General features: G+C 43.6%; 23 protein-coding genes. 20 read left to right on the plus strand and 3 right to left on the minus strand.

Annotated elements, in window-relative coordinates:
* Positions 1 to 376: 376 nt before the first annotated feature.
* Positions 377 to 613: a helix-turn-helix domain-containing protein gene (locus VM640_RS15065; RefSeq protein WP_325393660.1), complete on the plus strand. Its 237-nt coding sequence runs from the start codon at positions 377 to 379 to the stop codon at positions 611 to 613.
* Between the two features lie 162 nt (positions 614 to 775).
* Positions 776 to 1,180, plus strand: coding sequence for a methenyltetrahydromethanopterin cyclohydrolase (locus tag VM640_RS15070; RefSeq protein ID WP_325393662.1), 405 nt, complete (start codon positions 776 to 778; stop codon positions 1,178 to 1,180).
* A gap of 21 nt (positions 1,181 to 1,201) precedes the next feature.
* Here the strand turns inward: VM640_RS15070 and VM640_RS15075 are convergent, their stop codons facing one another.
* Both VM640_RS15075 and VM640_RS15080 read right to left on the minus strand, forming a co-directional pair.
* Entirely contained in the window at positions 1,202 to 2,593 is a 1,392-nt protein-coding gene (locus VM640_RS15075; RefSeq protein ID WP_325393664.1) for an FMN-binding glutamate synthase family protein, read from the minus strand.
* 193 nt (positions 2,594 to 2,786) lie between these two features.
* Positions 2,787 to 4,343 (minus strand): ABC-F family ATP-binding cassette domain-containing protein, encoded by a 1,557-nt coding sequence (locus tag VM640_RS15080; RefSeq protein ID WP_325393666.1) that lies wholly within the window; start codon positions 4,341 to 4,343, stop codon positions 2,787 to 2,789.
* A gap of 313 nt (positions 4,344 to 4,656) precedes the next feature.
* Between VM640_RS15080 and VM640_RS15085 the strand changes: the two genes are divergently transcribed.
* Positions 4,657 to 5,190, plus strand: a complete 534-nt coding sequence (locus VM640_RS15085; RefSeq protein WP_325393668.1) for a cytochrome c3 family protein — start codon at positions 4,657 to 4,659, stop codon at positions 5,188 to 5,190.
* A 27-nt stretch (positions 5,191 to 5,217) separates the two neighbouring features.
* Positions 5,218 to 6,303 carry a cytochrome c3 family protein gene (locus tag VM640_RS15090; RefSeq protein WP_325393670.1) on the plus strand — a complete coding sequence of 362 codons (1,086 nt, stop codon included), beginning with the start codon at positions 5,218 to 5,220 and terminating at the stop codon, positions 6,301 to 6,303.
* A 334-nt stretch (positions 6,304 to 6,637) separates the two neighbouring features.
* Here VM640_RS15090 and VM640_RS15095 read toward each other — a convergent pair whose 3' ends face one another.
* Positions 6,638 to 6,856, minus strand: coding sequence for an alpha/beta-type small acid-soluble spore protein (locus VM640_RS15095; protein ID WP_325393672.1), 219 nt, complete (start codon positions 6,854 to 6,856; stop codon positions 6,638 to 6,640).
* Between the two features lie 403 nt (positions 6,857 to 7,259).
* On the opposite strand from VM640_RS15095, the gene VM640_RS15100 reads away from it, so the two are divergent.
* From VM640_RS15100 to VM640_RS15175, 16 genes are all read left to right on the plus strand, one after another.
* Entirely contained in the window at positions 7,260 to 7,685 is a 426-nt protein-coding gene (locus VM640_RS15100) for a DUF3842 family protein (RefSeq protein WP_325393674.1), read from the plus strand.
* A 136-nt stretch (positions 7,686 to 7,821) separates the two neighbouring features.
* Positions 7,822 to 8,580 (plus strand): YebC/PmpR family DNA-binding transcriptional regulator, encoded by a 759-nt coding sequence (locus VM640_RS15105; protein ID WP_325393676.1) that lies wholly within the window; start codon positions 7,822 to 7,824, stop codon positions 8,578 to 8,580.
* Between the two features lie 391 nt (positions 8,581 to 8,971).
* Positions 8,972 to 9,469, plus strand: a complete 498-nt coding sequence (gene ruvC, locus VM640_RS15110) for a crossover junction endodeoxyribonuclease RuvC (protein WP_325393678.1) — start codon at positions 8,972 to 8,974, stop codon at positions 9,467 to 9,469.
* The gene (gene ruvA / locus VM640_RS15115) at positions 9,466 to 10,062 is read left to right on the plus strand and encodes a Holliday junction branch migration protein RuvA (RefSeq protein WP_325393680.1); all 597 of its coding nucleotides are present in this window, start codon (positions 9,466 to 9,468) and stop codon (positions 10,060 to 10,062) included. The genes ruvC and ruvA overlap by 4 nt, the downstream gene beginning before the upstream one ends.
* A gap of 58 nt (positions 10,063 to 10,120) precedes the next feature.
* A complete protein-coding gene (ruvB, locus tag VM640_RS15120) occupies positions 10,121 to 11,143 on the plus strand; it encodes a Holliday junction branch migration DNA helicase RuvB (protein ID WP_325393682.1) in 1,023 nt (340 codons plus the stop codon).
* Positions 11,144 to 11,256: 113 nt separating this feature from the next.
* A complete protein-coding gene (locus VM640_RS15125) occupies positions 11,257 to 12,603 on the plus strand; it encodes a SpoIID/LytB domain-containing protein (RefSeq protein WP_325393684.1) in 1,347 nt (448 codons plus the stop codon).
* Between the two features lie 132 nt (positions 12,604 to 12,735).
* Complete coding sequence (queA, locus tag VM640_RS15130) at positions 12,736 to 13,761, plus strand: tRNA preQ1(34) S-adenosylmethionine ribosyltransferase-isomerase QueA (protein WP_325393686.1); 1,026 nt, start codon at positions 12,736 to 12,738, stop codon at positions 13,759 to 13,761.
* Positions 13,762 to 13,869: 108 nt separating this feature from the next.
* Positions 13,870 to 14,991 carry a tRNA guanosine(34) transglycosylase Tgt gene (gene tgt / locus VM640_RS15135; protein ID WP_325393688.1) on the plus strand — a complete coding sequence of 374 codons (1,122 nt, stop codon included), beginning with the start codon at positions 13,870 to 13,872 and terminating at the stop codon, positions 14,989 to 14,991.
* A gap of 101 nt (positions 14,992 to 15,092) precedes the next feature.
* On the plus strand, positions 15,093 to 15,482 hold the full coding sequence (yajC, locus tag VM640_RS15140) for a preprotein translocase subunit YajC (RefSeq protein WP_325393690.1): 390 nt from the start codon (positions 15,093 to 15,095) through the stop codon (positions 15,480 to 15,482).
* A 254-nt stretch (positions 15,483 to 15,736) separates the two neighbouring features.
* On the plus strand, positions 15,737 to 16,399 hold the full coding sequence (locus VM640_RS15145; protein WP_325393692.1) for an HD domain-containing protein: 663 nt from the start codon (positions 15,737 to 15,739) through the stop codon (positions 16,397 to 16,399).
* A 233-nt stretch (positions 16,400 to 16,632) separates the two neighbouring features.
* On the plus strand, positions 16,633 to 17,874 hold the full coding sequence (gene secD / locus VM640_RS15150) for a protein translocase subunit SecD (protein ID WP_325393694.1): 1,242 nt from the start codon (positions 16,633 to 16,635) through the stop codon (positions 17,872 to 17,874).
* Positions 17,867 to 18,856 (plus strand): protein translocase subunit SecF, encoded by a 990-nt coding sequence (secF, locus tag VM640_RS15155; protein WP_325393696.1) that lies wholly within the window; start codon positions 17,867 to 17,869, stop codon positions 18,854 to 18,856. The genes secD and secF overlap by 8 nt, the downstream gene beginning before the upstream one ends.
* Before the next feature lie 148 nt (positions 18,857 to 19,004).
* Entirely contained in the window at positions 19,005 to 20,696 is a 1,692-nt protein-coding gene (gene ilvB / locus VM640_RS15160) for a biosynthetic-type acetolactate synthase large subunit (protein WP_325393698.1), read from the plus strand.
* Positions 20,697 to 20,700: 4 nt separating this feature from the next.
* On the plus strand, positions 20,701 to 21,195 hold the full coding sequence (gene ilvN / locus VM640_RS15165; protein ID WP_325393700.1) for an acetolactate synthase small subunit: 495 nt from the start codon (positions 20,701 to 20,703) through the stop codon (positions 21,193 to 21,195).
* A 440-nt stretch (positions 21,196 to 21,635) separates the two neighbouring features.
* Positions 21,636 to 22,076, plus strand: a complete 441-nt coding sequence (locus tag VM640_RS15170) for a hypothetical protein (RefSeq protein WP_325393702.1) — start codon at positions 21,636 to 21,638, stop codon at positions 22,074 to 22,076.
* Positions 22,077 to 22,491: 415 nt separating this feature from the next.
* Positions 22,492 to 23,436 (plus strand): cation diffusion facilitator family transporter, encoded by a 945-nt coding sequence (locus VM640_RS15175; RefSeq protein ID WP_325393704.1) that lies wholly within the window; start codon positions 22,492 to 22,494, stop codon positions 23,434 to 23,436.
* The last annotated feature ends 33 nt before the right edge of the window (positions 23,437 to 23,469 follow it).

Below are 23,469 nucleotides of genomic sequence, written 5' to 3' on the forward strand. Positions count from 1 at the left end.
CCGAGCGTTTCGTTCCCTAAACTATTGATGATTTTGTCATTGTTCGGATTTTACGATGACTCAGTTTGCTGTACCCTCCTTTACCAGAGCAAAAACTTAGGCTTTTCTTAAAAAAGCTATTGACTTTTATTAGCTGGTCTTTGACTAAATTTGATGGTAAATTATCACAGCAAAGCACCTTTAAGACTAATATGTATTTTCGACGCAATTAGTATGTCTTGATGTAACTTTAATTACACCTTTTTATAAAAAAATAACCTGTCCTAGAACCCCATCCCCATCCTTTAGTCCTTTCTGAGCAGCCATTTCGGCATTAATCATAATGTGCAAGGAATAGGGTTCTTGAGGCATTTTGACAGGCATTTGCTCGACAATTTTGTTACCTAATTTACCTGAAGAACCAGTGCGTTTAACCGATGTCTTGAATAATAATTATCATTATCCTACCTCGAAAGATATGGAACGTGAGTTCATTTTAAACACACTCAGGCAAGCGAATGAAAATCCCGCGCAAATCGCTAAATTACTTGAGATTAGTGTAAGAAATCTCTATCGGAAACTAGAGGCTTATGAAGTTCAATCTTCAACACTTAGATTTAGTATACGAGAGTAATTTTACATTACTTTGCAGAGATTATAAGGCATAGGAGGATGATACCTATGACACTTATGCTTCCCGAAGTACCTGAACTTAGACCCAATAGCCAGGCGATGCCCTTGGTTAAGAAATTAATTCAGAATCAAGAACAGTTAAAGGTTAGAGCTTTTGAACATAATGGAGTCCATATCATTGATTGTGGATCTTACAGCAATTCGTACGGGGTGGGGAATCTGCCCACTTCCTCCAGTAGCTTCTGATACGATTCAAGCGTTAGGTCGTACAAATGATGCCATTCGCTATGGGTCAACCGTTTACTACAATGTAAAAGATAAGGATGAATATTTAAAAGAAATAATTAAAAAAGTGCCCTCTTCGGCTTCCCCAGAATATGGACGATTATTTGCAACGGTTATTGAACAATATGATGATTTCTTTGACATCGACCCGCAATTCTTTAGTCCTGCTGAGATTTGGCTAACGAATTTAAAAAGTGGACGGAGTTTCCATGCGGGAGCTATCCGCTCGGAAATAGTACAGGCTTCTTTTGGAATGGAGTTTGAACCTCCTATCGGTAGATAAGAGGTTCTAATGTTAATTCTACTAATATATTCGTTTCACGCCCGTAACTTCGGCAGTGTAGGTATCTAGGGCAACGAGGTCATCAGGACTTAGCTCCTTTAACGATTTTTTCCCTAAGGCGCGCATTCCTTCTTCCATTTCTAAGGCCATAGCTTGAAGGGTATTTGTAACGCTCGTCGTTGCGAGCGCGATATCTAGTTTCGATTTCGAGGGAGAATCATAATATACAAGGGTTGTCGGGGGTTCCCAAGGCGTTACTTTTTCGGCTTGATCGTGGACAAGGGCAAAAAGAGGAACTGTGGCGAGAAAAATGGCATCTGCCCCCAGGGCTAATGCTTTAAGACAATTTCCAGGTGTAAAAAATCCTCCGGATATGATAATACTGATGGGTTGATTTTTTAAGTATTCTACTGTTCGAATTAAGGCGTTTAAAGTGGGTATGCCAAAATCATCTTGCTTGATGGGGGTTGTGGCATGGGAACCGCCTTGTGATCCATCAATGACGACGGCATCAAATCCAAGATCAACGGCAAAGGCAAGATCCTCCTCAATTCGACCTGTTGCCATAAGCTTAAGAGCGATGGGGATGCCGTTGGCCTTTTGCCTTAGGTCTTCCATAAATTTAGGCCAATCTTCAGGGGCATTGATGCCCGGCGGGGCAGGCAACGAGATTGCCGGTTCCCCAGGAGCTAGACCTCCAAGCTGTTGAGCCCTACCTTCTAATTCCGTAGCTTCAACCCGGACAGATCCCATGTCCGCACCTTGCCCCATTTGCACCTCGAGCATATTGGCAGAAGCAATCTGTTGCGAGGTTCTTCCGCCCCAAGACCAACGCGATATCTGTAAGATATAGTTACCGGCTTCTTGTCGTTCTTCTGGGAGGAGGGGACCTTCTCCAGAACAAATTGCCGTTTGAAGTGTTTTAGAAGCTCTGGCTAAGGCGATTTTAGCCTCATCGCTCAGAGCTAGTCCATAGGCCATTGCGCTAATCATGAGAGGAATTTCTAGAGTTAAGGGTTTTGTAGCTTTAGGTCCTAGGGTTACGCGCATATTGATTTTGGTACTCTCGTGGAGGGATAGTTTTGCCATTAACGGGGGGACAAACAGGAGCTTCTCAAAGCCGGGAAAATGCTTCGGGGTTCCTAAGGGGCGTGTGATGACTTTACCCTGATGAGCGCGTAATCCGGTTTCGATGAGGTTAAGAACTGAAAAACGCTGTAATGAAGGTATTAATTCAGCAAGATTCTGTGTGTATTTATCGCTAAGTAATTTTTTGGAAAAATCGTTACTTGCCATCTTTATGATGTAGCGCGTAAGGGGTTTGGCGAGTAACAGAACAACGATAAGGACAAGGATGAAGAATATAATTAAGATAAGTAGAAGAGTTACAGGTTTATTGATAATAATTTGCATAATGTCCTCGTTTATTTAGAATTTGCGTAAAATCAATATCTGGACTATTTTAACCGGAAATCCTTAAAAATAAATGAGTAGCTAAAATAAAATTAGGATTAAATATTTTGAGCAATGAATTTGTATCTAAAGACAGCGAACTCCGCACCTTTGGTGATGCGGAATTCGCTGTCTTTGGTAGGAGCTTAGGGTATTAAACAATCTTGGTTGTCCACTGTTCGAGATTCCAGACATCGGATACCCAATCTTCATAAAACTCTGGTTCGTGCGAGACGAGAAGGATCGTTCCTTTAAATTTTTTAAGGGCTTTTTTCAATTCTTCTTTAGCATCGACATCAAGATGGTTCGTTGGCTCGTCAAGAACCAGCCAATTGATATCTTTAAGCATGAGTTTACAGAGCCGGACTTTAGCACTTTCGCCGCCGCTTAAAACCATCATTTTGCTGGAAATATGCTCACTTGTCAGTCCGCATCGGGCTAAGGCCTGCCGGGCTTCAGCGTTGGTAAGTCCCGGAAATTCGGCCCATACCTCTTCGAGAGGGGTATTCGTGTTATGGTTGGTGGATTCTTGTTCAAAATACCCAGGGAAGAGATAATCACCGAGTTGGACTTCACCGCTGATGGGGGAGATGATCCCCAATAAGGTTTTCAATAACGTTGTTTTACCTAAGCCATTCACGCCGCGAATGGCTATTTTTTGTCCTCGTTCCAACTGGAGTTTCATCGGACGGGTTAACGGCTCCTCGTAACCGAGAACGAGGTTCTGCGCTTCAAAAATGATACGCCCAGGAGAGCGTGCTTCCCGGAATTTGAAAACGGGTTTAACCTTTTCTTTCGGTTTCTCGAGGATTTCCATTTTGTCGAGTTGTTTTTGGCGGCTTTTAGCCCGACCCGTCGTCGAAAATCTCGCTTTATTGCGGGCGATAAAGTCTTCCAGACGATCGACCTCTTTCTGTTGTTTCTCATAGGCCTTAAGTTCCTGTCCCTTTTTGACCGTTAAAAGCTGTGAGAATTCCTCATAATTCCCGGTATACCGAGTAAGCGTTGCATTTTCAAGATGATAAATCACGTTAACCACGTCATTCAGGAAGGAAATATCATGGGAGATCAGAATAAAGGCATTTTCATAGTTTTTCAAGTAACGACTCAGCCATTCGATATGCTCTGCGTCTAAGTAATTGGTGGGCTCGTCCAACAGAAGAATACTTGGGTTCTGGAGCAAGAGCTTTGTCAGTAAAACTTTGGTCCGTTGCCCTCCGCTCAAATCCGCAACATCTTTGTCCAGACCAATTTCGCCTAAACCTAAGCCATTGGCGACTTCTTCAAGTTTGGCATCAATTGAATAAAAACCATTTGACTCAAGAATTGTTTGAATTTCGCCAACATCATCCATCATTTTTTGGAGTTGCTCCTCGGAAGCAGTGCCCATAGCCTCATAAAGGTGAAGCATCTCCGCTTCCAATTCGAACATTGATTGGAATGCTTCCTTTAAAACATCGCGGATACTTTTTCCTTTGCTTAAAACGCTATATTGATCTAAATAGCCAACCGTTACGCGATTGGACCATTCAACCTTTCCTTTATCCAGGATGAGTTTACCGGTAATGATATCTAAAAAAGTGGATTTACCTTCACCATTAGCTCCCACTAATCCGACATGTTCCCCTTTGAGTAAGCGGAAGGAGGCCTCCTCCAAGATTTGACGACCACCAAAACCGTGAGAGACGTTTTCAACATTTAATACGCTCATTCAGGATCTCCTTTTCCTTGTACTAATAGAAAGTATAAACTTTTCGGCAGATAGCATAAGTGCAACCATCGACTTCCGCCTTCGCTAAGCTCAGCGCAAGCCGGGTTTTCTTTATCTTTTAAGCACACCCTCTATCTTAAAAAACAGTGAATCAGAAGTCAAAGATTATTTTAAATTTCCTACTACTTTCGTTAGGATTATTAGAGAAATCCTAAAGTTTATCGAGAAAGGATGAGGATTTTGCAAGTAGTACGAGTAAAAGGAATTCTTCCCGTAAAAACTAAGGAGACTAATTGAAAGGAGGTCATATGTGATGGCTTCAGATTCCAAAGATGAGCGTGAGCAGGAAAAGTTGTCCGTAAAGAAAAACACGAAAAAATTAGTGTTCCTTTCGCTGGCGGGTCTTGTTGTACTGTTCCTCATTGCAGGAGTAGGAATGCACTATACTTCTCAGCCGAATTTCTGTACTAGTTGCCATGAAATCAGTCCTCATGTTGCGACCTGGCAAGTAAGCCCCCACAATAATGTGCCTTGCCTTGAGTGTCATGCTAATCCAGGGACAGTGGGATATGTCTCGAGAAAGCTCAAATCCGTTTCGGAACTATATTATCATTTTACTAATCAAATCCCAGCCAACATTGTAGCAAAACTCAACATTGAGACATGTATCCTTTGTCATACGGGCAAAAACAACAGTTTCCCCGAGGCTAAAAATATAACACTTACTTCGGGCTCGCAAGCGCCCAGTAGCTCACATGCGTTCGTGTTGGAGAACAAAGTTTCTTGTCTCAATTGTCATCGCTATACGGCTCACCCCCCAAGTCAACAAACAGCTGGGGTTAAATAATAGCGCGAAGCAAAGGAGGTCTAAATTTTGAAAAAAAGAAGAAACATTATATTCATCCTTTTATCGCTACTCGGATTATTGGCTATCATTTTAGTTGGGTGTAATCAGCAAAAAACACCTGCTACACCTCAAGAGGCTGTGAATCAAGTAAAAAATGCAGTTACGGCAGCGACCTATGTAGGAAATGATACCTGCCAGGGGTGTCATGCCGATAAGTTCACTGCTGTACCCCATACGAAACATTTTACATCCTTTAAACCACTTTCGGATTATCCGATGGCCCAAACGTTGGGACCCATAACGGTATTCGATGCAGGTAATACCGACAAACCAACTTCCGCAACGATCGACTTATCTAAGAATACGGTTTATGGGGTGATGATGGATGATTACATCGTAGCGCAAGCACCTACTGGTTTTAAAGACAAGTACTACCGGGTTGCAGCAGTAGAAAAGTCTGGAGATAAATGGAATGTTAAACCAGCGAGTCAGAAGGATATGGATAATGATGGGAAACCAGATTGGGTCGCAGAATCGGCTCAAACATGCGTGACTTGTCATGCGTCAGGCATTCCAACTGGGTCGCCAACGGCAGGATTCTCCTGCGAATCTTGTCATGGGCCAGGTGGAGTTCATGCTAATGCTACGTTTGCCGATAAAAAGACAACGATGAAAATTAGTACCGCCGAAGAAGCCTGTTTGAACTGTCATAAGAGTGACCCGGTCAAGGACAAACAAGGGAACTTTACGACAGATAACCATCATGGGACACGCGATTTCTTCGCCAGCAAACATGCTCAAACTGGAGAAATTAATGGTTGCTTGACTTGTCACGGGCCGCACAAAGCAAATGCGAGCGGAGTGTTGATAAAGAAAGACAAACCAGTAGACATCTGTAATGACTGTCACGAAGGTAAACTTAATCAAGCTAAGATTGATCAAATTATGTGGAAGAACCCGTCTGATGCTTATGGACATATTACGCGGGATCATAGCTTTACGGCCATGAAGTATGAAGATCTTGGGGATGATCCAGCAACAAAGCCTGTTGAGATTAAGAATCAGACGATAATTGATCTGATAAAGAAAGTTTTACCGGAGTTAGCAAAATAATATCAACATTAATTTTCTATATTACTCGGGGCACCTTCTATTTCAGGGGGTGTCTTTTTTTTACCTTATCATATCTGTGCCGAGTAATAATGAGGAAAATCCGTGAGTCACTTCGATTAAAAAACGCCTCAATACTTTTCTCTAATTCGCTTTTCGCCTTGAAGAGGGGAAAGAAAAGTTGAGGCGTGCCAAAAATGCAGAAAGGGAAGGAACAGTCAAATTGATGAAGAGCGGGCAATTGCCCGCTCTTCATGTAACTGCTCTTCAGAAGAGGTACTTCATTGTTAAGAGTCCGTGCTGGCCGTCACGCAAGCTCAACAATCGTGTTTCAACGTTAATCGTTAATGTCCGCTCCATTTTTCATGTTTTCCTCGGCATACTCGACCATTTTTTTAACCATATTTCCGCCGATTTGCCCGACCTCACGAGTCGTCATGTTTTCAAACCCTTTTTCTTGGATGTCATCGTCGAGTTGAAGTTCTTCAGCAACCTCCCACTTAAGTGCATCTAACTGTTTCTCGGATTCAGGAACTTCTGGCGTGTTACGGCTCATTTTACCTTCCTCCTTTTTCATAAACAGTAGAGAGAATTATTTAAATGATGTGAAGCATTAATAGAATGTCCGCATTGCTCGAAAACTATTCAGTAAGAAATATATATAAATATACAAAATAAATTGGCGCAAAAAAATTAGCCCAACAGAAGCTGGGCATAGAGCAGAGGGGTTAGATTGAGGAGGAGTGAGATGAGAAGGTAACCAGTGTAATACACTAGTTCGTGAAACATGGTGCTTTCACACTTAGATTGTAACCTATTTCGCAAACTATTGCTAGCCCCTTTTTAAAAGTCAGAATATTAAATTTATTAACTAGATTGTGAATTCCTGACTTGCCGTGTAAAATGAGTTTATATTATATCTCTCCGCATGTTGAAAGTTTAGATTAAGGAGGGGCACAATGCGGGTAGCGGTAATTGATGGACAAGGTGGAGGTATAGGTAAACATATCGTTGAACAGTTGAGGAAAAGGATGCCTGATTTGGAAATCCTCGCTTTAGGTACTAATGCCTTAGCAACGGGGGCGATGTTACGAGCGGGTGCAACCGAGGGTGCGTCCGGAGAATCGGCAATCTGTTTTAATGCGGATCGCGTAGATTTGGTTGTCGGGTCTTTTGCAATTATGACAGTCTATGGGTTGTTAGGGGAGATTACTCCGGCGATCGCTACAGCTCTATCGGTAAGCAAAGCGGATAAACTCTTAATCCCTATTCAAAGGGGAAATATTCAGATCATCGGAACAAACCGAATCCCTTTACCTCATTATGTGGAGAGCTTAGTTAACGAAGTCGGGCAGAGAATTGATAAGCAAAAAAGTAAGACTTAGAAATCTTTTGAATGCTAACAAGAAACTTCGTTTAGATAGCCAGTTTCCGTGAGAACTGGCTATCTCGATTTTTATTCTTTACACTATAAAAAATTTTATGTTAAAATAATTTTGAACTAAATAAGGAGGACTATCAATGTCAGGACATTCTAAATGGGCGAATATTAAACATAAAAAAGCTAAAACAGATGCTCAAAAAGGTAAAGTATTTACGAAACTTGGACGAGAGCTTATCGTAGCCGCTCGTGCCGGCGGAGCTGATCTGGCAAATAATTTTCGCTTGAAGATCGCTGTTGATAACGCGAAAGCAGCGAATATGCCGAATGACAACATTCAGCGCGCAATTCAAAAAGGTGCTGGCGGTGGGGACGGAACCACTTATGAAGAACTTCGTTATGAAGGTTATGGTCCAGGAGGCGCAGCGGTCATGATTGATATTCTTACCGACAATCGGAACCGTACTGCAGGGGAAATGCGCCACCTCTTCTCTAAAAACGGAGGAAATCTTGGGGATACGGGAAGCGTCAATTGGATGTTTAACGAAAAAGGACAATTAACTATTCCTATAGAGGATTTGGCGTTTTCTGAGGATGAACTCATGCTTATGGCTTTAGAAGCTGGAGCTGAGGATGTGGACAATGATGGAGAAAATTATCTTGTTTATACATCTCCAGCGGAAATGGAGGGAGTTCGGCAGTCTATGTTAGATCAGAAAGTCCCTATTTTTGAAGCGATTGTCAATCAGATTCCGCAAAATACGGTGGAGATTGCGGATCCAGAGCTGGCCAAGAAAATGATCCGCTTAATGGACGCGTTAGAAGAACATGAAGATGTACAAGGCGTCTACGCTAATTTTGAACTCGCGGATTCGCTCTCTGACGAGGACTTAGAATAATCCGAGTTTTTTCGAGAACAAAAACAAAAAGTATTGGGAACGGTGCTCAGGCGGGCACCGTTTTCCTTCGTACTAACAGAAAGTATAAATTTCCGGCAGATAAACTCTAAGTGCAACCAGCGGTTTTCGCTTTCCTACGATGAATGCGGTTAAGTCCGGCAGGATAAGGCAACTAGGGCTACCACCTTCGCTAGGGCTTGGTGCTAGCCAAGTTTTCTTTATCCTACGATGCAAGTAGTTAAGTCCGGCAGGATAAGGCGACTAAGGCCATCGCTTTGGCGCTGGCCAAGTCTTCTTTATTGCAAAGCTCTGCGAAAGCCGGGTTTTCTTTATAGAAAACAGGAATCCCTCGCTTTCCTGTCGAATCTATTATATTGAAAGGAAGGCGACTATGCAGATACTTGGTATCGATCCAGGAACAGCCATTATGGGTTATGGTTTAATTGAAAAACAAGGAAATCGGCTGATTCCTATAGCGTATGCTTCTTGGCGGACTCCAGCCCATATACCGATGTCGGAACGCTTATTGATGCTTTATCAAGAAATGCAATCTTTTATCGAAGAGCATCGTCCCGGGCAAATTGCCGTGGAGGAACTTTTTTTTAATCGTAATACTACGACCGCGATCTCCGTTGGGCAGGCACGTGGGGTTATACTCCTTGCTGCCGCTCAGGCGGGAATCCCTGTTTACGAATATACACCGCTTCAGGTGAAACAAGCCGTTGTAGGGTATGGCAAAGCAGACAAAAAACAGGTTCAACAAATGGTGCGCGCTTTGTTAGGCCTAAATGAGATTCCCAAACCGGATGACACAGCAGATGCACTCGCGATTGCTATTTGTCACGCGCATAGTGTAAATTTGCTGAATCGAATAGGGGGAACACAATGATTGGGATGTTGCGCGGAAAGGTCTGGGAGATTCAGACAGATAAACTTGTCCTCGATGTCCAGGGGACTGGCTATCTATTAGCGGTTCCTTATGGGCTTTTATCGAAACTTCATCCAGGATTAGAGCTCGTTCTTTATACCCATGTTGTTTCACGTGAGGATGAACTTTCGCTCTACGGATTTTCCTCTTTAGCGGAAAAGGAAATATTTCTTCAGATGCTTTCCGTTTCAGGAATCGGTCCGAAAGCAGCCCTTTCGATTCTTTCCACTCTAGGTTCGGCTCAAGCGCAAAGTGCGATTGCCGGTGAGAACCTGACGGTGCTGACGAAGGTTCCGGGAATTGGTAAAAAGACGGCTCAACGTCTTGTCCTCGAACTTCGGGAAAAATTTAAAGGAAAAGCAGGAGTTGACGAATCTTATGTCTCTCTTGAAGGCGCGGGGCTTCAATCAGAGGCCTTAGAAACTTTGTTAGCCTTAGGATTTAGTCTGGAGGAAGGAAAACGGGCTCTGGCTCGGGTGCAAACGGATGGCCGTGAATTAACCATTGAAGAACAGGTTAAGGAGGCTTTACGTTCTATAGCCCTCCAAAAGTAGTAAGTGTAGCTTTCCCACATCTATTCACTTAAATTGAAAGAGAAGAGGAAAATTCGGAATGGAAGAACGTATGGTATCTTCTCAAGAAATTCCGGGGGATCTTGAGGGAGAAGTCCTTCGTCCGCATCGGCTAATGGATTACATCGGACAAAATAAGGTTAAGGAAAATCTGCAGATTTTTATCCAGGCTGCCTTAGCCCGTGGAGAAGCGTTGGACCATGTCTTGCTTTACGGACCGCCCGGGCTGGGTAAAACGACGTTAGCAAATATTATTGCTCAAGAGATGGGTGTAAATATTCGAACAACCTCCGGTCCAGCCATCGAAAGGCCGGGGGATTTGGCAGCGATCTTAACCGCCTTAGAACCTCGAGATGTCTTATTCATTGATGAAATCCATCGTTTGAGCGGGACGACGGAAGAAATCTTATATTCCGCAATGGAAGATGGATGTTTAGATATTGTGATCGGCAAAGGCCCCAGTGCCCGTTCAATTCGACTTTCCCTTCCACCCTTCACATTGGTTGGCGCGACCACTCGGGCAGGTCAGCTCGCGTCGCCGCTGAGAGACCGTTTCGGCGTGATTAGCCGTTTGGAGTTTTACGAAGTCGAAGATTTGATTGAGATTGTGCGGCGGGCCTCGGGAATTTTACATCTCGAAATCACCCCCGAGGGTGCGGAAGAGATCGGTCGACGTTCACGAGGGACACCGCGAGTTGCTAATCGCTTGCTTAAAAGAGTTCGGGATTATGCCCAAGTCTGGGAAAATGGAATAGTCACGGCAGAATTAGCGCAGAAAGCGTTAGATCGTCTTGAAGTTGACCCCGCTGGGCTTGATCGGATCGATCATAATACCCTAAAAACTATTATCCATATGTTTGCCGGGGGCCCGGTGGGTCTAGATACGTTATCAGCAACGATTGGCGAAGAAGCAGAAACCATCGAGGATGTAGTCGAACCGTACCTGCTGCAAAAGGGCTTTTTGCAACGCACTCCTCGGGGAAGAGTGGCAACGGCTCGGGCGTATGAACATCTGGGTCTTCCGTACCCTAATGCTCACGAGGGAACGCTATTTGTAGAATAAGATAACATAAATAGGGCACTCTGTTCTTAAACGGGAAAAAGAGGTGGTTTCAAGTGCTACCTTACTTACCAGGAGAGAAGAATGGATTGTCCTCCATTCAAAAGTGCTGGTTATTGGTGCTTTTTTTATTTTTGGTATTCCTCAATGCTAAGCCTTGCTTAGCTCAGGAAATCCCGATTGAACTTGTCTGGAAGTTTAAAGACGCGGGCTGGATTGGAATTCAAATCGAAGAAGGAAATTATCAACTGAAAGAGCTCAACCAACAGGCATCTATAACCTCCTTCCCTGCAGGGTCATTATTAGAGTGTGCATGGGGAGGTTATGCTCCAATCCTTCGCCTTAATGATAATCCTTTTCAGATATGGCGGGGGACCCAAATCGAATTACGTGCGCTGGACTCTGCTGGAGTTTTTAAAATTCAAACTCCAGATGGCCAGTCGATTCGCTATCGAGGAAGTTTGCTCCTCCGCTGGCAAGAAGATCACTGGTCTTTAATCAATCAGGTCGAGCGTGAAGAATATCTAAAGGGAGTTGTGCCGATCGAAATGAGTAACCTTTGGGCTCAAGATGGCCTAGAAGCGTTAAAAGCGCAAACCGTGGCAGCACGAACCTATGTCGTGAAAAAGTTGCAAACTAGCTCGCAAATTACGGATTCTCCTGATTTTGATCAAGCCTATCTAGGCAAAGAAGTCGAAGGAAAAGCGACCTTGGCCATTGCTGCGACCGAAGGTGAAATTTTGGTTGATACCCAGACTCAGCTCCCCATCGATGCTTTATATTCATCCCATAATGGGGGCTTTACGGAAAAGACGGAGAATGTCTGGAGTAATCCAGATTCCCATTTTTCTTCCCATCTGGACCCTTTTTCTCAGGGGATGGGTGGGGCAGCAGATCAGTGGCGCTACATCATTGGCGCAGACGTCCTGGGTAAAGCCTTTCAATTGGCTCCCATTCAGGAAATTCAACTTGACAAATACCTGTCGGGTAGAGTAAAAAAGGTAAGGATGACAGATCAGCAAGGAAAAACGAAGGAAGTCTCGGGGAGAGCTTTTGTCCAGGCTTTCTATCCGTTTGGACACCCCATTCAAAGTCAATCTTTCCTGGGAAGTCTTTTTGAGGTCCAGGAGATTACAGGTCAAGCGCAGGCTAAAGGGCAAGAAAACACACTGGGAAATTGGAATCCTTTTACCCAGCCACAATTAGAGGGGGCGAAGTCTCCAGTAAACATCCTCCAGAACGTCTCGATGGCCCCAGGACCCCGTTTGAATCGGATCCTCAGTTCTTCACTTGGAGTCAGAGAAACCCCATCTCCAGACGGCGTGTTTATCTTCTGGGGGCGCGGCTGGGGGCATGGTGTCGGAATGTCCCAATGGGGGGCGTATCATATGGCCCAGTTGGGATATAGTTATCAAGAAATCTTAAATTTTTATTACGATAATATAGCTTTTTTTAAAGAGTAGTTTTTCTTATACTAACAGAAAGTATAAGTTTGGGGCAGATAGCATAAGTGCAACTAAGGCTTCCGCCTGTGCCAGAGGCTTGGCGCAAGCCAAGTTTTCTTTATAAAAAGCTATATTTGAAGGAGAATCAGAGTGGAGTTATCAGATTTCGATTTTTATCTACCTCAAGAGCTTATTGCTCAACACCCTGTGGAGCCAAGAGATTCGTCTCGCTTAATGGTCGTTAATCGCGCTAGCGGCGAAATTAATCATCACATCTTTCATGAGTTGCCTAATTTACTGCAGCCAGGGGATGTTCTCGTGGTGAATAATACTCGGGTCATTCCTGCTCGCTTGATTGGGGAGAAAGAAGAAACCGGGGCACATATTGAATGCCTTCTCTTAAAACGCGTGGAACGGGATGTTTGGGAAATACTTATTAAACCAGGTAAGCGTCTCAAAGTAGGACAGAAGGTGAGCTTCGGCGGAGGAAGGCTCATAGGAGAGCTTTTAGAAATCCTTCCGGATGGAAATCGCAAGATTCGTTTCTTTTATGAGGGAATTTTTGAGGCCGTTCTCGATGAATTGGGAAACATGCCTTTGCCACCCTATATCACGGAAAAACTCGAAAACAAAGAACGCTATCAGACGGTTTATGCCAAGGAGAATGGTTCGGCTGCTGCCCCCACGGCAGGGTTACATTTTACACGCGAATTGATGGATCAGTTACGTCAAAAGGGAATTGAAATTGTCGAGATTCTCCTCCATGTTGGACTGGGAACGTTCCGACCGGTGAAAGTGGAAAAGATCGAAGAACATGAGATGCATTCTGAGTATTACCGGGTTTCTAAAGAAGCTGCAGAGCGGATTAATCGAGCCAAACAAGAAGGAAGGCGCGTGATTGCGGTCGGAACGACAGCTTCACGTACGCTGGAATCGATTGGTCAGGAAAACGGTTTGATCCAAGCTGGGGAAGGGTGGACCAATATATTTATCTATCCGGGCTACTCTTTTAAAGTGGTCGATGCCCTCATTACAAATTTCCACTTCCCTAAATCAACCTTGGTGATGCTCGTCAGTGCTTTAGCTGGACGGGACCTAATCATGAAAGCATATGCCTTAGCAGTGCAAGAACGCTATCGTTTCTATAGCTTTGGCGATGCCATGCTCATTTTGTAGACGTTATTGGGTCAGAAAGTTGTGCTTCAGTCTAATTACCCGTATAATGATAAGTATTAAAAAGCAAGGCAAAGCAGGAGTTGAGACGTAGAAAGGGATGTGAACTATTTGCCTGCGGTACGTTTAGAAGTATTGAAAGAAGATACCCGAACAAAAGCTCGTCTGGGAAAACTCCACACTCCCCATGGAGTGATCGATACACCAGTTTTTATGCCAGTTGGGACACAGGCAACTGTTAAAACCCTGACTCCAGAGGAATTAAAAGAGATAGGTGCAGGAATTATCTTAAGTAATACATATCACTTGTTTCTCCGTCCGGGACAGGAGCTCATCCGCGAGGCGGGTGGACTACATTCCTTTATGCATTGGGACGGAGCAATCCTTACCGATAGTGGAGGATTTCAGGTTTTTAGTTTAGGTGATCTGCGTAAAATTACGGAGGAAGGGGTGGAATTCCGCTCTCATCTCGATGGTTCTCGACAGTTCCTAAGCCCGGAAATCGCAACCCAAGTTCAAATGGCCTTAGGTTCAGATATCGTGATGGCTTTTGATGAATGTACACCCTATCCGTCAACCCGCGAATATGCCAAAGCGTCAATGGAACGGACGACACGTTGGTTAAAACGGTGTAAAGAAACCCTAACTACAACTGATCGCCAGTCTTTATTTGGAATTGTCCAAGGAAGCATGTTTGAAGATCTCAGAAAGCAGAGTGCTGCCGAGGCAACAGAACTTGATTTACCGGGTTATGCTATTGGTGGACTCAGCGTGGGTGAACCCAAGGAACTCATGTATGAAGTTTTGGATTATACAGTTCCGTTACTTCCGAAGGACCGTCCCCGGTACTTAATGGGAGTAGGATCACCTGATGCCTTAATCGAAGGAGTCATGCGCGGAATTGATATGTTTGACTGTGTCTTACCGACAAGGATAGCCCGCAATGGGACAGCAATGACAAGGTATGGTAAGCTTGTTATAAGAAATGCCGCCGTGGCTCATGATTTTACGCCGATTGATCCAACCTGTGATTGCTATACGTGCCGCAATTATTCGCGAGCCTATATCCGACATTTACTGAAAGCCGATGAAATTCTGGGCTTGCGGCTCATGAGTATTCATAATCTGCGCTTTTTACAAACAGTCATGAAGGAAATCCGGGAAGCGATTGCTGAAGACCGCTTACCGGAATATCGCCAGACGTTCTTTGCCGATTATGGTTATCTCCAATAAAGCGTAGTCGTTAGTATATTTCCGTATAATTTAAGAAGGATTTTCCACTTAAGTGAGGAATATCAAGTAAACAAAGTATCTATTTTAAGGAGGATTTACGTATGCAATCATCGACCCTAACTCTTGTCCTTTATTTTGTAGTGTTTTTTGGGATAATGTACTTCCTGATGATTCGGCCTCAACAAAAACAGGCCAAACAACGCCAGGCCTTACTCAGCAGTCTGCGGGTTAAGGATAAAGTTATCACTGCGGGTGGAGTTTATGGTAAAATAACCAAAGTAAAAGAAAAATCCGTGATGCTGCAGATCGCCGATAAAGTCGAGATTGAAGTTACCAAGAGCGGAATTACGAGTGTTGAAAATCGTGAAGTTGTCGTTGAAAAGGATAAAAAGGGCGACAAGAACGAAAAAGATAATAGTGGCAAAGGGGAAGAAGCCTCTAAGGAAACTGAAGCTGGAAATGGAACAGAGAACGGGACTACTGAAGGCTAATTTTCTGCATGAGTTTTTTTCATAAGTGGTACAATAAAGAATAATAAAAGCAAGTGGTATGATCACTTGCTTTATTATTTATTCGATGGCTTTTTTAAAGGAGTTAAATGCCGTGACTAATGAGCAATCCGTCAGGATCCATTTGCAGTGCTGGCAGAAGAAACTATTAAAGACTACGGGTTATTAGACGATCTTGGAGGAACGGCAATGAATTTGTTACCGCCTCAGAATACTGAAAGAAGGGAGAACAGAGCATGCATAAGCTAACACTGGCAGACCTCAAAGAGGATCCTATCGTTCAGGGATATATCGAGGGCGGAAACCGGCACTTGGAAGCGATTGGTTTTACTGAACATGGATTACGTCATGTAGGATTAGTGTCCCGCATTGCCTCAAATATTCTCGAGAAATTAGAATATCCGCAAAGAACCAGTGAACTTGCAGCAATCGCTGGCTACCTCCATGATATCGGCAATGCGGTAAATCGAGTCAGTCATGCGCAAACGGGCGCAATCATGGCTTCAAATATTTTGGAACGGCATTGCATGGCCCCAGAAGAAATAGCCGTCGTCATTGGCGCGATCGGGAATCATGATGAAGCGGATGGTCATCCTGTTAATGATGTATCGGCAGCCTTGATTCTAGCGGATAAATCCGACGTTCACCGTTCGCGTGTGAGAAATCCCGATCTTTCAACGTTTGATATTCACGACCGGGTAAACTATGCAGTCGAGCATTCCTTTCTGCGTGTTTATCCCAAAGACAGGATCGCCCTGGAAATCACGATTAATACGGAGCTTTGTCCGGTTATGGATTACTTTGAAATCTTTATGGCCCGAATGCTTTTATGTCGTAAAGCGGCTAACTTTTTAGAAACTCGGTTTGAACTCAAGATTAATGAAGTGAAATTGCTTTAGATGGATGAGAAGACCTGAAAATAGATAAGAAGAAAATGGAAATTTCCCAAGCAAAATGTCAGAACTTGTAAGCTATCCTGTTTAAAAAGCCAGATTAAGGGCTCGAAGATCAAATAAAAGCTTAATAAGTAACATATTTATGCCCAAAACCTGAATTGACCAATGACAAACCTGGCCTTATAATTAAATTTGGCTTGGGCAAGTCCCAGTCAAATGAAAAGGGAGGAAAACGAATGAAAAGGGGAAATATCCTAAAGCTTACAGTAGTTGTTTTGCTCGTGGCTATCGTTGCCACGCTTTCAGTTAAACCCCTTACGGATTCCCAAAAAGGAATCCCGTTGGGACTTGACTTGCGTGGTGGAGTGCACTTAGTTCTGCAAGCTCAACCAGGAAAAGATGGAAGCCCGGTGACAAAAGACGATATGGACAATGCCAAGACAATCATATCAAAACGGGTTGATGAAATGGGTTTGTCCGAACCAATCGTCCAAGAAGATGTACCGAATAAACGAATTATCGTTGATTTAGCAGGTGTTCAAGACCCGGATAAAGCGGTAAACGTTTTAAAAACTACAGCTCAACTGACGTTTCGTGACCCTCAAGGAAATGTTGTACTCCAAGGCTCTGATTTAAAAGACGCCCGAGCTGCGAATGGTAGTCAAAACCAGGGTTTTGTCGTCAATTTGACTTTCTCAGGTGATGGGGTTAAAAAATTTGCGGATGCAACGACTAAACTTGTCGGGCAAAACCTAGGAATTTACCTTGATGATAAACTTCTTCAAAATCCTAGAGTTGAAGTGCCGATTGTCAATGGGCAAGCTGAAATTACCAATTACTCTTCCCTGCAAGAGGCTGCAGATTATGCAGTACTTTTCCGCTCAGGATCGTTACCGGTAAGTATGACGATTGCTGAGAAGCGCCAAGTCGGAGCATCTCTTGGGGCTGATTCTTTAGCGAAAAGTATGCAAGCGGCACTTTATGCCTTGATTTTCATTTTCTTATTTATGCTTGCGTTTTATCATTTGCCTGGTATGGTTGCGGATTTCTCACTTATTGTTTACGCTCTCATTGTTTTATGGGTCTTATATTTGATGCGAGCTGTTCTAACCTTACAAGGCATAGCCGGTTTAATTCTTACCGTAGGTATGGCGGTCGACTTTAATATTATTATTTATGAACGCGTGAAGGAAGAAATACGTGAAGGAAAATCTCTACGCGCGGCAGTTGAATCAGGATTTAGTCGGGCTTTTATTACTGTTATTGATGCGCACGTTACGACTTTAATCGCAGCACTAACTCTTTACTTCTTGGGAACAAGCACAATTAGAGGGTTTGCAATTACTTTAGCAGTAGGTATTATTGCCAGTCTCTTTACGGCAATTACCTTCACACGGATGATTTTGCGTTGGGTAGTGGGAGTTAATCCTAAGATGAATACCTCTTGGTTCGGGGTAAGGAGGAAACAAAATGGCTGATAAAGTAAAAAAATCGACAAACAATACTCCTCCTACTCCTGCGTCTCATCTTGAAACCTATGAAGAAGTTCAAAAACTTCACCCCCTCTACTTTAATATTGTTAAAAAGCGCTATTGGTGGTTTGCAATTTCCTTACTTGTCATTATTCCGGGTCTGATCTCCTTATTTGTACAGGGCCTGAACCTGGGTATTGATTTTACGGGTGGAACAATGCTCGATATTCCTTTTAACAATGCAGTGACCCAAACCGCGATTAAGGATACGATGAAGTCTGTAGGCTTGGAAGGCTCAGTCCAACTTTCAACGAACAATACTCAAGCGTTGATTCGTACAACAGCCTTGGATGAGGACCAACGGACCAAGCTGTTGGATACACTTCAGAAGAACGTGGGCGATTATAACAAAGCAAATCTTAAAGAAGATAAGGTCGGACCAGCAATTGGGCAAGAATTGACCAAGAACGCAATCCTTTCCCTTATTATTGCCATGGGTTTAATGATTGTCTATATCACAATTCGCTTCCAATTTGCTTATGCGATTTCAGGGATTCTGGCCTTAATCCATGATGTCCTAGTTACGGTAGGACTGTTCTCTCTTTTCCGTTGGCAAATTGATTCATCTTTCGTGGCCGCTGTTTTGACAATCTTCGGTTATTCAATCAATGATACTGTGGTCATTTTTGATCGGATACGCGAGAATGAATCGCGGATTAAAAAGAGTCAAACCTACGAAGATATGGTGGATAAATCCATCTGGCAAACCATGCGCCGATCCATTAATACGGTTGTCACGGTGTTAATTGCTTTGTTCTCTATCTTTATCTTTGGCGGCGAATCAACACGCGTATTCTCCTTAGCAATGTTGATTGGAGTATTCAGTGGTGCCTATTCTTCGATTTTCAATGCGAGCCAAATCCTTGTTGAAATTAAGAATCGATTGGGATTAACACGTGGTAGAAAACGTGCACGTGCCAAGTCTTAAATTCAAGATTGGGTAAAGTGACTTTTGCAAGAAGTCCTGGGTAAATTACCTAGGACTTCTTTAGTTTTCAGTAATTTGACGCAATTAATATAGTGCATTTCTTCTCGATGTGTACTATAATACATAAAAAGGTTAGAGGAGGGCGTTTATGAGGATGACGGGGGCTCAGGCCATAATTGAAAGCTTGAGGTGTGAAGGAGTCGAGATCGTTTTTGGATACCCAGGGGGTGCTGTTTTAACGCTCTACGATGCCTTATATGAGGCCAAGTTTCCCCATATCTTGACCCGGCATGAGCAGGGAGCCGCTCATGCTGCAGATGGATATGCACGCGCTACAGGTAAGGTTGGAGTTTGCATGGCTACTTCGGGACCTGGAGCGACGAACTTAGTGACAGGAATTGCGACAGCCTATATGGATTCTGTACCTCTCGTCGCGATTACCGGTCAAGTAGCAGTCCCTCTAATTGGACGAGATTCTTTTCAAGAATCAGATGTCAAGGGGATTACTACGCCAATTACCAAACACAATTATCTCATTAAAGATGTTCGAGAACTTCCTAAAGTAATGAAGGAAGCCTTTTATATTGCCCGCACTGGTCGACCAGGTCCAGTTTTGATCGATGTTGCGAAGGATGTCTTTGCAGCCCAATTGGATTTTGAGTATCCCCAGGACGTTTGCTTAAGGGGGTATCATCCCGTATTTGAAGGCGATCCGCTGGTTATTCAAGCGGTCGCTCAGGAATTAGCACAGGCTCAAAAACCGCTCATTTTTGTTGGCGGCGGCGTTAATCTAGCAGATATGTCACCATCCTTACGGGAATTCATCGAATATACGAAAATACCTGTGATCACTAGCCTGATGGGACTTGGCTGTGTGCCTGATGATCACCCGCTCAATTTCGGTATGGTGGGGATGCATGGAACGTATGCTGCCAATATGGCAACAACCGAATGTGATGTGCTTCTTGGGCTAGGCGTACGTTTTGATGACCGTGTAACAGGTCTGGTCGCTGATTTTGCTGCGAAAGCGAAAGTCCTTCATTGTGATATCGATGCTGCTGAAATCAATAAAAATATTATCGCCCATACTCGAGTAGTCGGAGATTTGCGTTGGACCATCCCTTCTTTGTTTGAACAGGTACAGAAATGGTCGGCTGAAGAGTGGCCTGGAAAGAATGATGAATGGAGAAATCAGCTTAAAGCTTGGCAAACAGAAAAACCATTAGACTATACGCAGCGTCCAGGTAAGGTGATGCCACAGGATGTCATTGAACGTGTGAGCAAGCTGACAAAGGGAGAGGTTATCGTCGTTACGGATGTGGGCCAGCATCAAATGTGGGCAGCCCAATTCTTCAAGTATAAACTCCCCCGACATTTCCTAACTTCGGGCGGACTGGGAACAATGGGTTATGGGCTACCTGCGGCTTTAGGCGCGCAAGTAGGCTGCCCTGAACAACAAGTGATCGTTTTTAGCGGCGATGGCGGATTTATGATGAACTGTCAGGAATTATCGACGATTGCCGATTTGAACTTGCCCGTGAAAATTTTTATTTTAAATAATCAGGTTCTGGGTATGGTCGCGCAATGGCAAAGAATGTTTTACAATCAACATTACTCTCATTCCTCGATCAAAGGGCATACTGACTTTGTAAAACTAGCCGAAGCGATGGGAATTCCCGGCTTAAGAGTCACTCAACCTGAGAAGTTGGAATCAGCGCTTGAAGAGGCTTTAGCGACTAAGGGTCCGATCGTCGTGGATATCTGCATTCCAGAGGATGAAGACGTACTTCCGATGGTTCCGGCAGGGGCTCGCTTAGATCAAATGATAATTGGAGGTTAAAGGCATGAGGCATACTTTAGGTGTTCTTGTTGAAAATAAGCCTGGCGTCTTAACGCATATATCGGGTCTTATCAGCCGCCGGGCCTTCAATATTGAGAGCATTGCTGCAGGCTATACTGAGGAACCCGATACGACACGGATTACAGTAGTCGTCCAAGCGGATGAAAATGAGTTGGAGCAGGTTGTCAATCAGCTCTCCAAGTTAATTGATGTCATTAAGATCGTCAATTTGACTTCAAAGGATTCAATTCAACGTGATCTGGCGCTGATTAAAGTCAAGGCCAGTACAGAGTTCCGTTCGAACATCGTAGATATTGTGAATATCTTCCGGGCTAAGATTGTGGATGTGAACCGTGAAACGATGGTTATTGAGCTTTCGGGGGAAGAAAGTAAAATCGATGCTCTCTGTGAGGTTCTGAAAGACTATGGAATTATTGAAATTGTCCGTACGGGTAAGATTGCCCTATCTCGGGGACCAGTTCCGGCAAAAGAGCAATAGCGCAATAGCGCAGCTTGGATCACTGCCCTATATAGTTTATAGAGTAACAAATAAATACCAAATTCAGCTAAATAAAGCCCTCAGGAGAGGTAAGGCTGCGGCAGTTGCCGCAGCCTTGTTGTCTCTTATTCACTAAGAATTGAAAGAAAAAAGAACTTAATTACCACCACCAACGACGCCAACCCCAGAATGGGAAACCCCAAAAGCCAAAGCCCGGAAAGAATGGGAAGCCCCAGAAACGACTCCACCACATAGCGCAAACCTCCTTTAGTACAATTTTAAGAATAAACTAGAACTAGTATAGAATATGCATATTAGGGAATATTTGACAATATATGACAAGCTTTTACGGAGCCGTTTAAAAATCTTTAAACGTGAGATAATAGAGGAAACATACTCAGCCGAGGATTAAGATCTAAATTATTAGAGGAGGGTGGCCCTTGACTTTTTGGCAACTCATCGTGCTCGAAGGGCTACTTCTTTTAGCAGCTGGAATGACGATAACTGCTGGGATCCGAGGCATTATGGGCGCGACCTTGATCTTAACCAGCTTGATTTGGTTAGTTAAACAAGAGAAATTTTGGAGCTGGGAAATTCCCTTATTGTTAGTGGTCAGCGGGGCAGTAGGATTACTTCTATATTTAAGTAGAAAAGCAGGAGAAAGTGAATTGGTCGCAGGTTTAGCAGGGGGAATAACGAGCCTTGTGGTTTTTGGTGCGTTTCTCACGCCCCTGATGGCCCTAATTTCCTGGGCCCTTTTCATAGGGACTGGCTTAATACCGCATTTTAGGAGAAAACAGGTTCTCTGGGGAATCGCGCCCGTTTTATGGAGAACCTGTTTAGGAATAACATGGATTATTTGGGGAAATATCCTACTCTAACTCAACCTGTCATAATTACTAAAATAAGTCTTGATATCCAGGCACTTTTCTGATATCATATGATTAAAATATAATATCGTCAGGCTACAGCTGGGCCTTAGCATAAGGGCAGCGGAGAAATCCGTGGGACTTCCGTGGGGAGCCCTTTTTTATTTTACTAACAGAAAGTATAAATTTTTGGCAGATAGCATAAGTGCAACCCGGCTTTCGTTCTCGCTATGCTCGGCGAAAGCCGGGTTTTCTTTATACTAACAGAAAGTATAAGTTTTGGGCAGATAGCATAAGTGCAACTAAGGCTTCCGCCTACGCCAGAGGCTTGGCGCAAGCCAAGTTTTCTTTATATCCTACGATGAATGTATAACTTTTTGTCATTTTGTAAATTTTCGGTATTAGCTTTAAGTGGGGGATATTAAAAATGAAAGAGAAAACAAAAGCTGCTGCAATTTCGGTTGCCTCGAATACGGTTTTAACAACGGGTAAAATCGCTATTGGCCTGGCCAGCGGTTCAGTGAGCATCCTCTCAGAGGGGATTCATTCCGGAATTGACTTGATTGCTGCGATTATCGCTTTATTTGCTGTAAAAGAATCGGGTAAGCCTGCGGATGCCCGGCATGCGTACGGACATGGAAAAATCGAAAATGTCTCCGGTACTGTTGAAGCGTTGCTTATTTTTATGGCAGCCCTTTTAATTATTAACGAGGCAGTGCACAAATTAAGTGGGGAAGTCACTGTTGCGAACCTTGGCTGGGGACTTGCGATCATGGGTTTTTCCGCGATTGCGAATCTTTTGGTTTCGTCTAATTTGATGAGAGTGGCTAAGAAAACGGATTCTGTTGCCCTTGAAGCAGATGCTTTGCATTTACGCACAGATGTGGTTACTTCAGCTGGAGTTTTTGTGGGTTTATTAATTATGAAAATTACGGGCTGGACAATTGTCGATCCGTTAATTGCTATTTTTGTGGCCCTTTTGATTTTTAAAGCTGCTTATGACCTCACAAAAGAAGCGTTTATGCCTTTAGTGGATGTGAGTATTGATCCCCAAGAATATCAGATTATTCTCGGGGTACTGGATCAATATGCGGGTCAGTTTGTGGAATTCCATAAATTAAGAACACGTCGAGCCGGTTCAGAACGGCATATCGACCTTCATTTAGTCGTTCCAAAGTATGAATCTATATTCGATGTTCATGAACTGTGCAATCGAATTGAGTTGGAAATCAAAGAAAAATTACCGAGGACGCAGATTCTGATCCATATGGAGCCGTGTGAAGATAATTCGGGAAAATGCCAAGTCTGTAATGATAGTCAGGCGGTTTGTCATAAATCCCATCAAGAGAAAATACTCACCTCGAAAGATTAAGAAAGAGGATTTCCTTGCAAGAGGTTTTAAGGC

The organism is Desulfitobacterium sp., from assembly GCF_035539115.1.
Taxonomy (GTDB): domain Bacteria; phylum Bacillota; class Desulfitobacteriia; order Desulfitobacteriales; family Desulfitobacteriaceae; genus Desulfitobacterium_A.

Bases quoted from the DNA above. Each gene is read 5' to 3' on its own strand.
- ilvB (WP_325393698.1), top strand. From the start codon at position 19,005: ATGAGGATGACGGGGGCTCAGGCCATAATTGAAAGCTTGAGGTGTGAA.
- VM640_RS15100 (WP_325393674.1), top strand. From the start codon at position 7,260: ATGCGGGTAGCGGTAATTGATGGACAAGGTGGAGGTATAGGTAAACAT.
- VM640_RS15070 (WP_325393662.1), top strand. From the start codon at position 776: ATGGAGTCCATATCATTGATTGTGGATCTTACAGCAATTCGTACGGGG.
- VM640_RS15095 (WP_325393672.1), bottom strand. From the start codon at position 6,856: ATGAGCCGTAACACGCCAGAAGTTCCTGAATCCGAGAAACAGTTAGAT.
- ruvC (WP_325393678.1), top strand. From the start codon at position 8,972: ATGCAGATACTTGGTATCGATCCAGGAACAGCCATTATGGGTTATGGT.
- ruvA (WP_325393680.1), top strand. From the start codon at position 9,466: ATGATTGGGATGTTGCGCGGAAAGGTCTGGGAGATTCAGACAGATAAA.
- VM640_RS15075 (WP_325393664.1), bottom strand. From the start codon at position 2,593: ATGCAAATTATTATCAATAAACCTGTAACTCTTCTACTTATCTTAATT.
- secF (WP_325393696.1), top strand. From the start codon at position 17,867: ATGGCTGATAAAGTAAAAAAATCGACAAACAATACTCCTCCTACTCCT.
- VM640_RS15175 (WP_325393704.1), top strand. From the start codon at position 22,492: ATGAAAGAGAAAACAAAAGCTGCTGCAATTTCGGTTGCCTCGAATACG.
- VM640_RS15085 (WP_325393668.1), top strand. From the start codon at position 4,657: ATGGCTTCAGATTCCAAAGATGAGCGTGAGCAGGAAAAGTTGTCCGTA.
- VM640_RS15080 (WP_325393666.1), bottom strand. From the start codon at position 4,343: ATGAGCGTATTAAATGTTGAAAACGTCTCTCACGGTTTTGGTGGTCGT.
- yajC (WP_325393690.1), top strand. From the start codon at position 15,093: ATGCAATCATCGACCCTAACTCTTGTCCTTTATTTTGTAGTGTTTTTT.
- ruvB (WP_325393682.1), top strand. From the start codon at position 10,121: ATGGAAGAACGTATGGTATCTTCTCAAGAAATTCCGGGGGATCTTGAG.
- secD (WP_325393694.1), top strand. From the start codon at position 16,633: ATGAAAAGGGGAAATATCCTAAAGCTTACAGTAGTTGTTTTGCTCGTG.
- VM640_RS15105 (WP_325393676.1), top strand. From the start codon at position 7,822: ATGTCAGGACATTCTAAATGGGCGAATATTAAACATAAAAAAGCTAAA.
- ilvN (WP_325393700.1), top strand. From the start codon at position 20,701: ATGAGGCATACTTTAGGTGTTCTTGTTGAAAATAAGCCTGGCGTCTTA.
- VM640_RS15145 (WP_325393692.1), top strand. From the start codon at position 15,737: ATGCATAAGCTAACACTGGCAGACCTCAAAGAGGATCCTATCGTTCAG.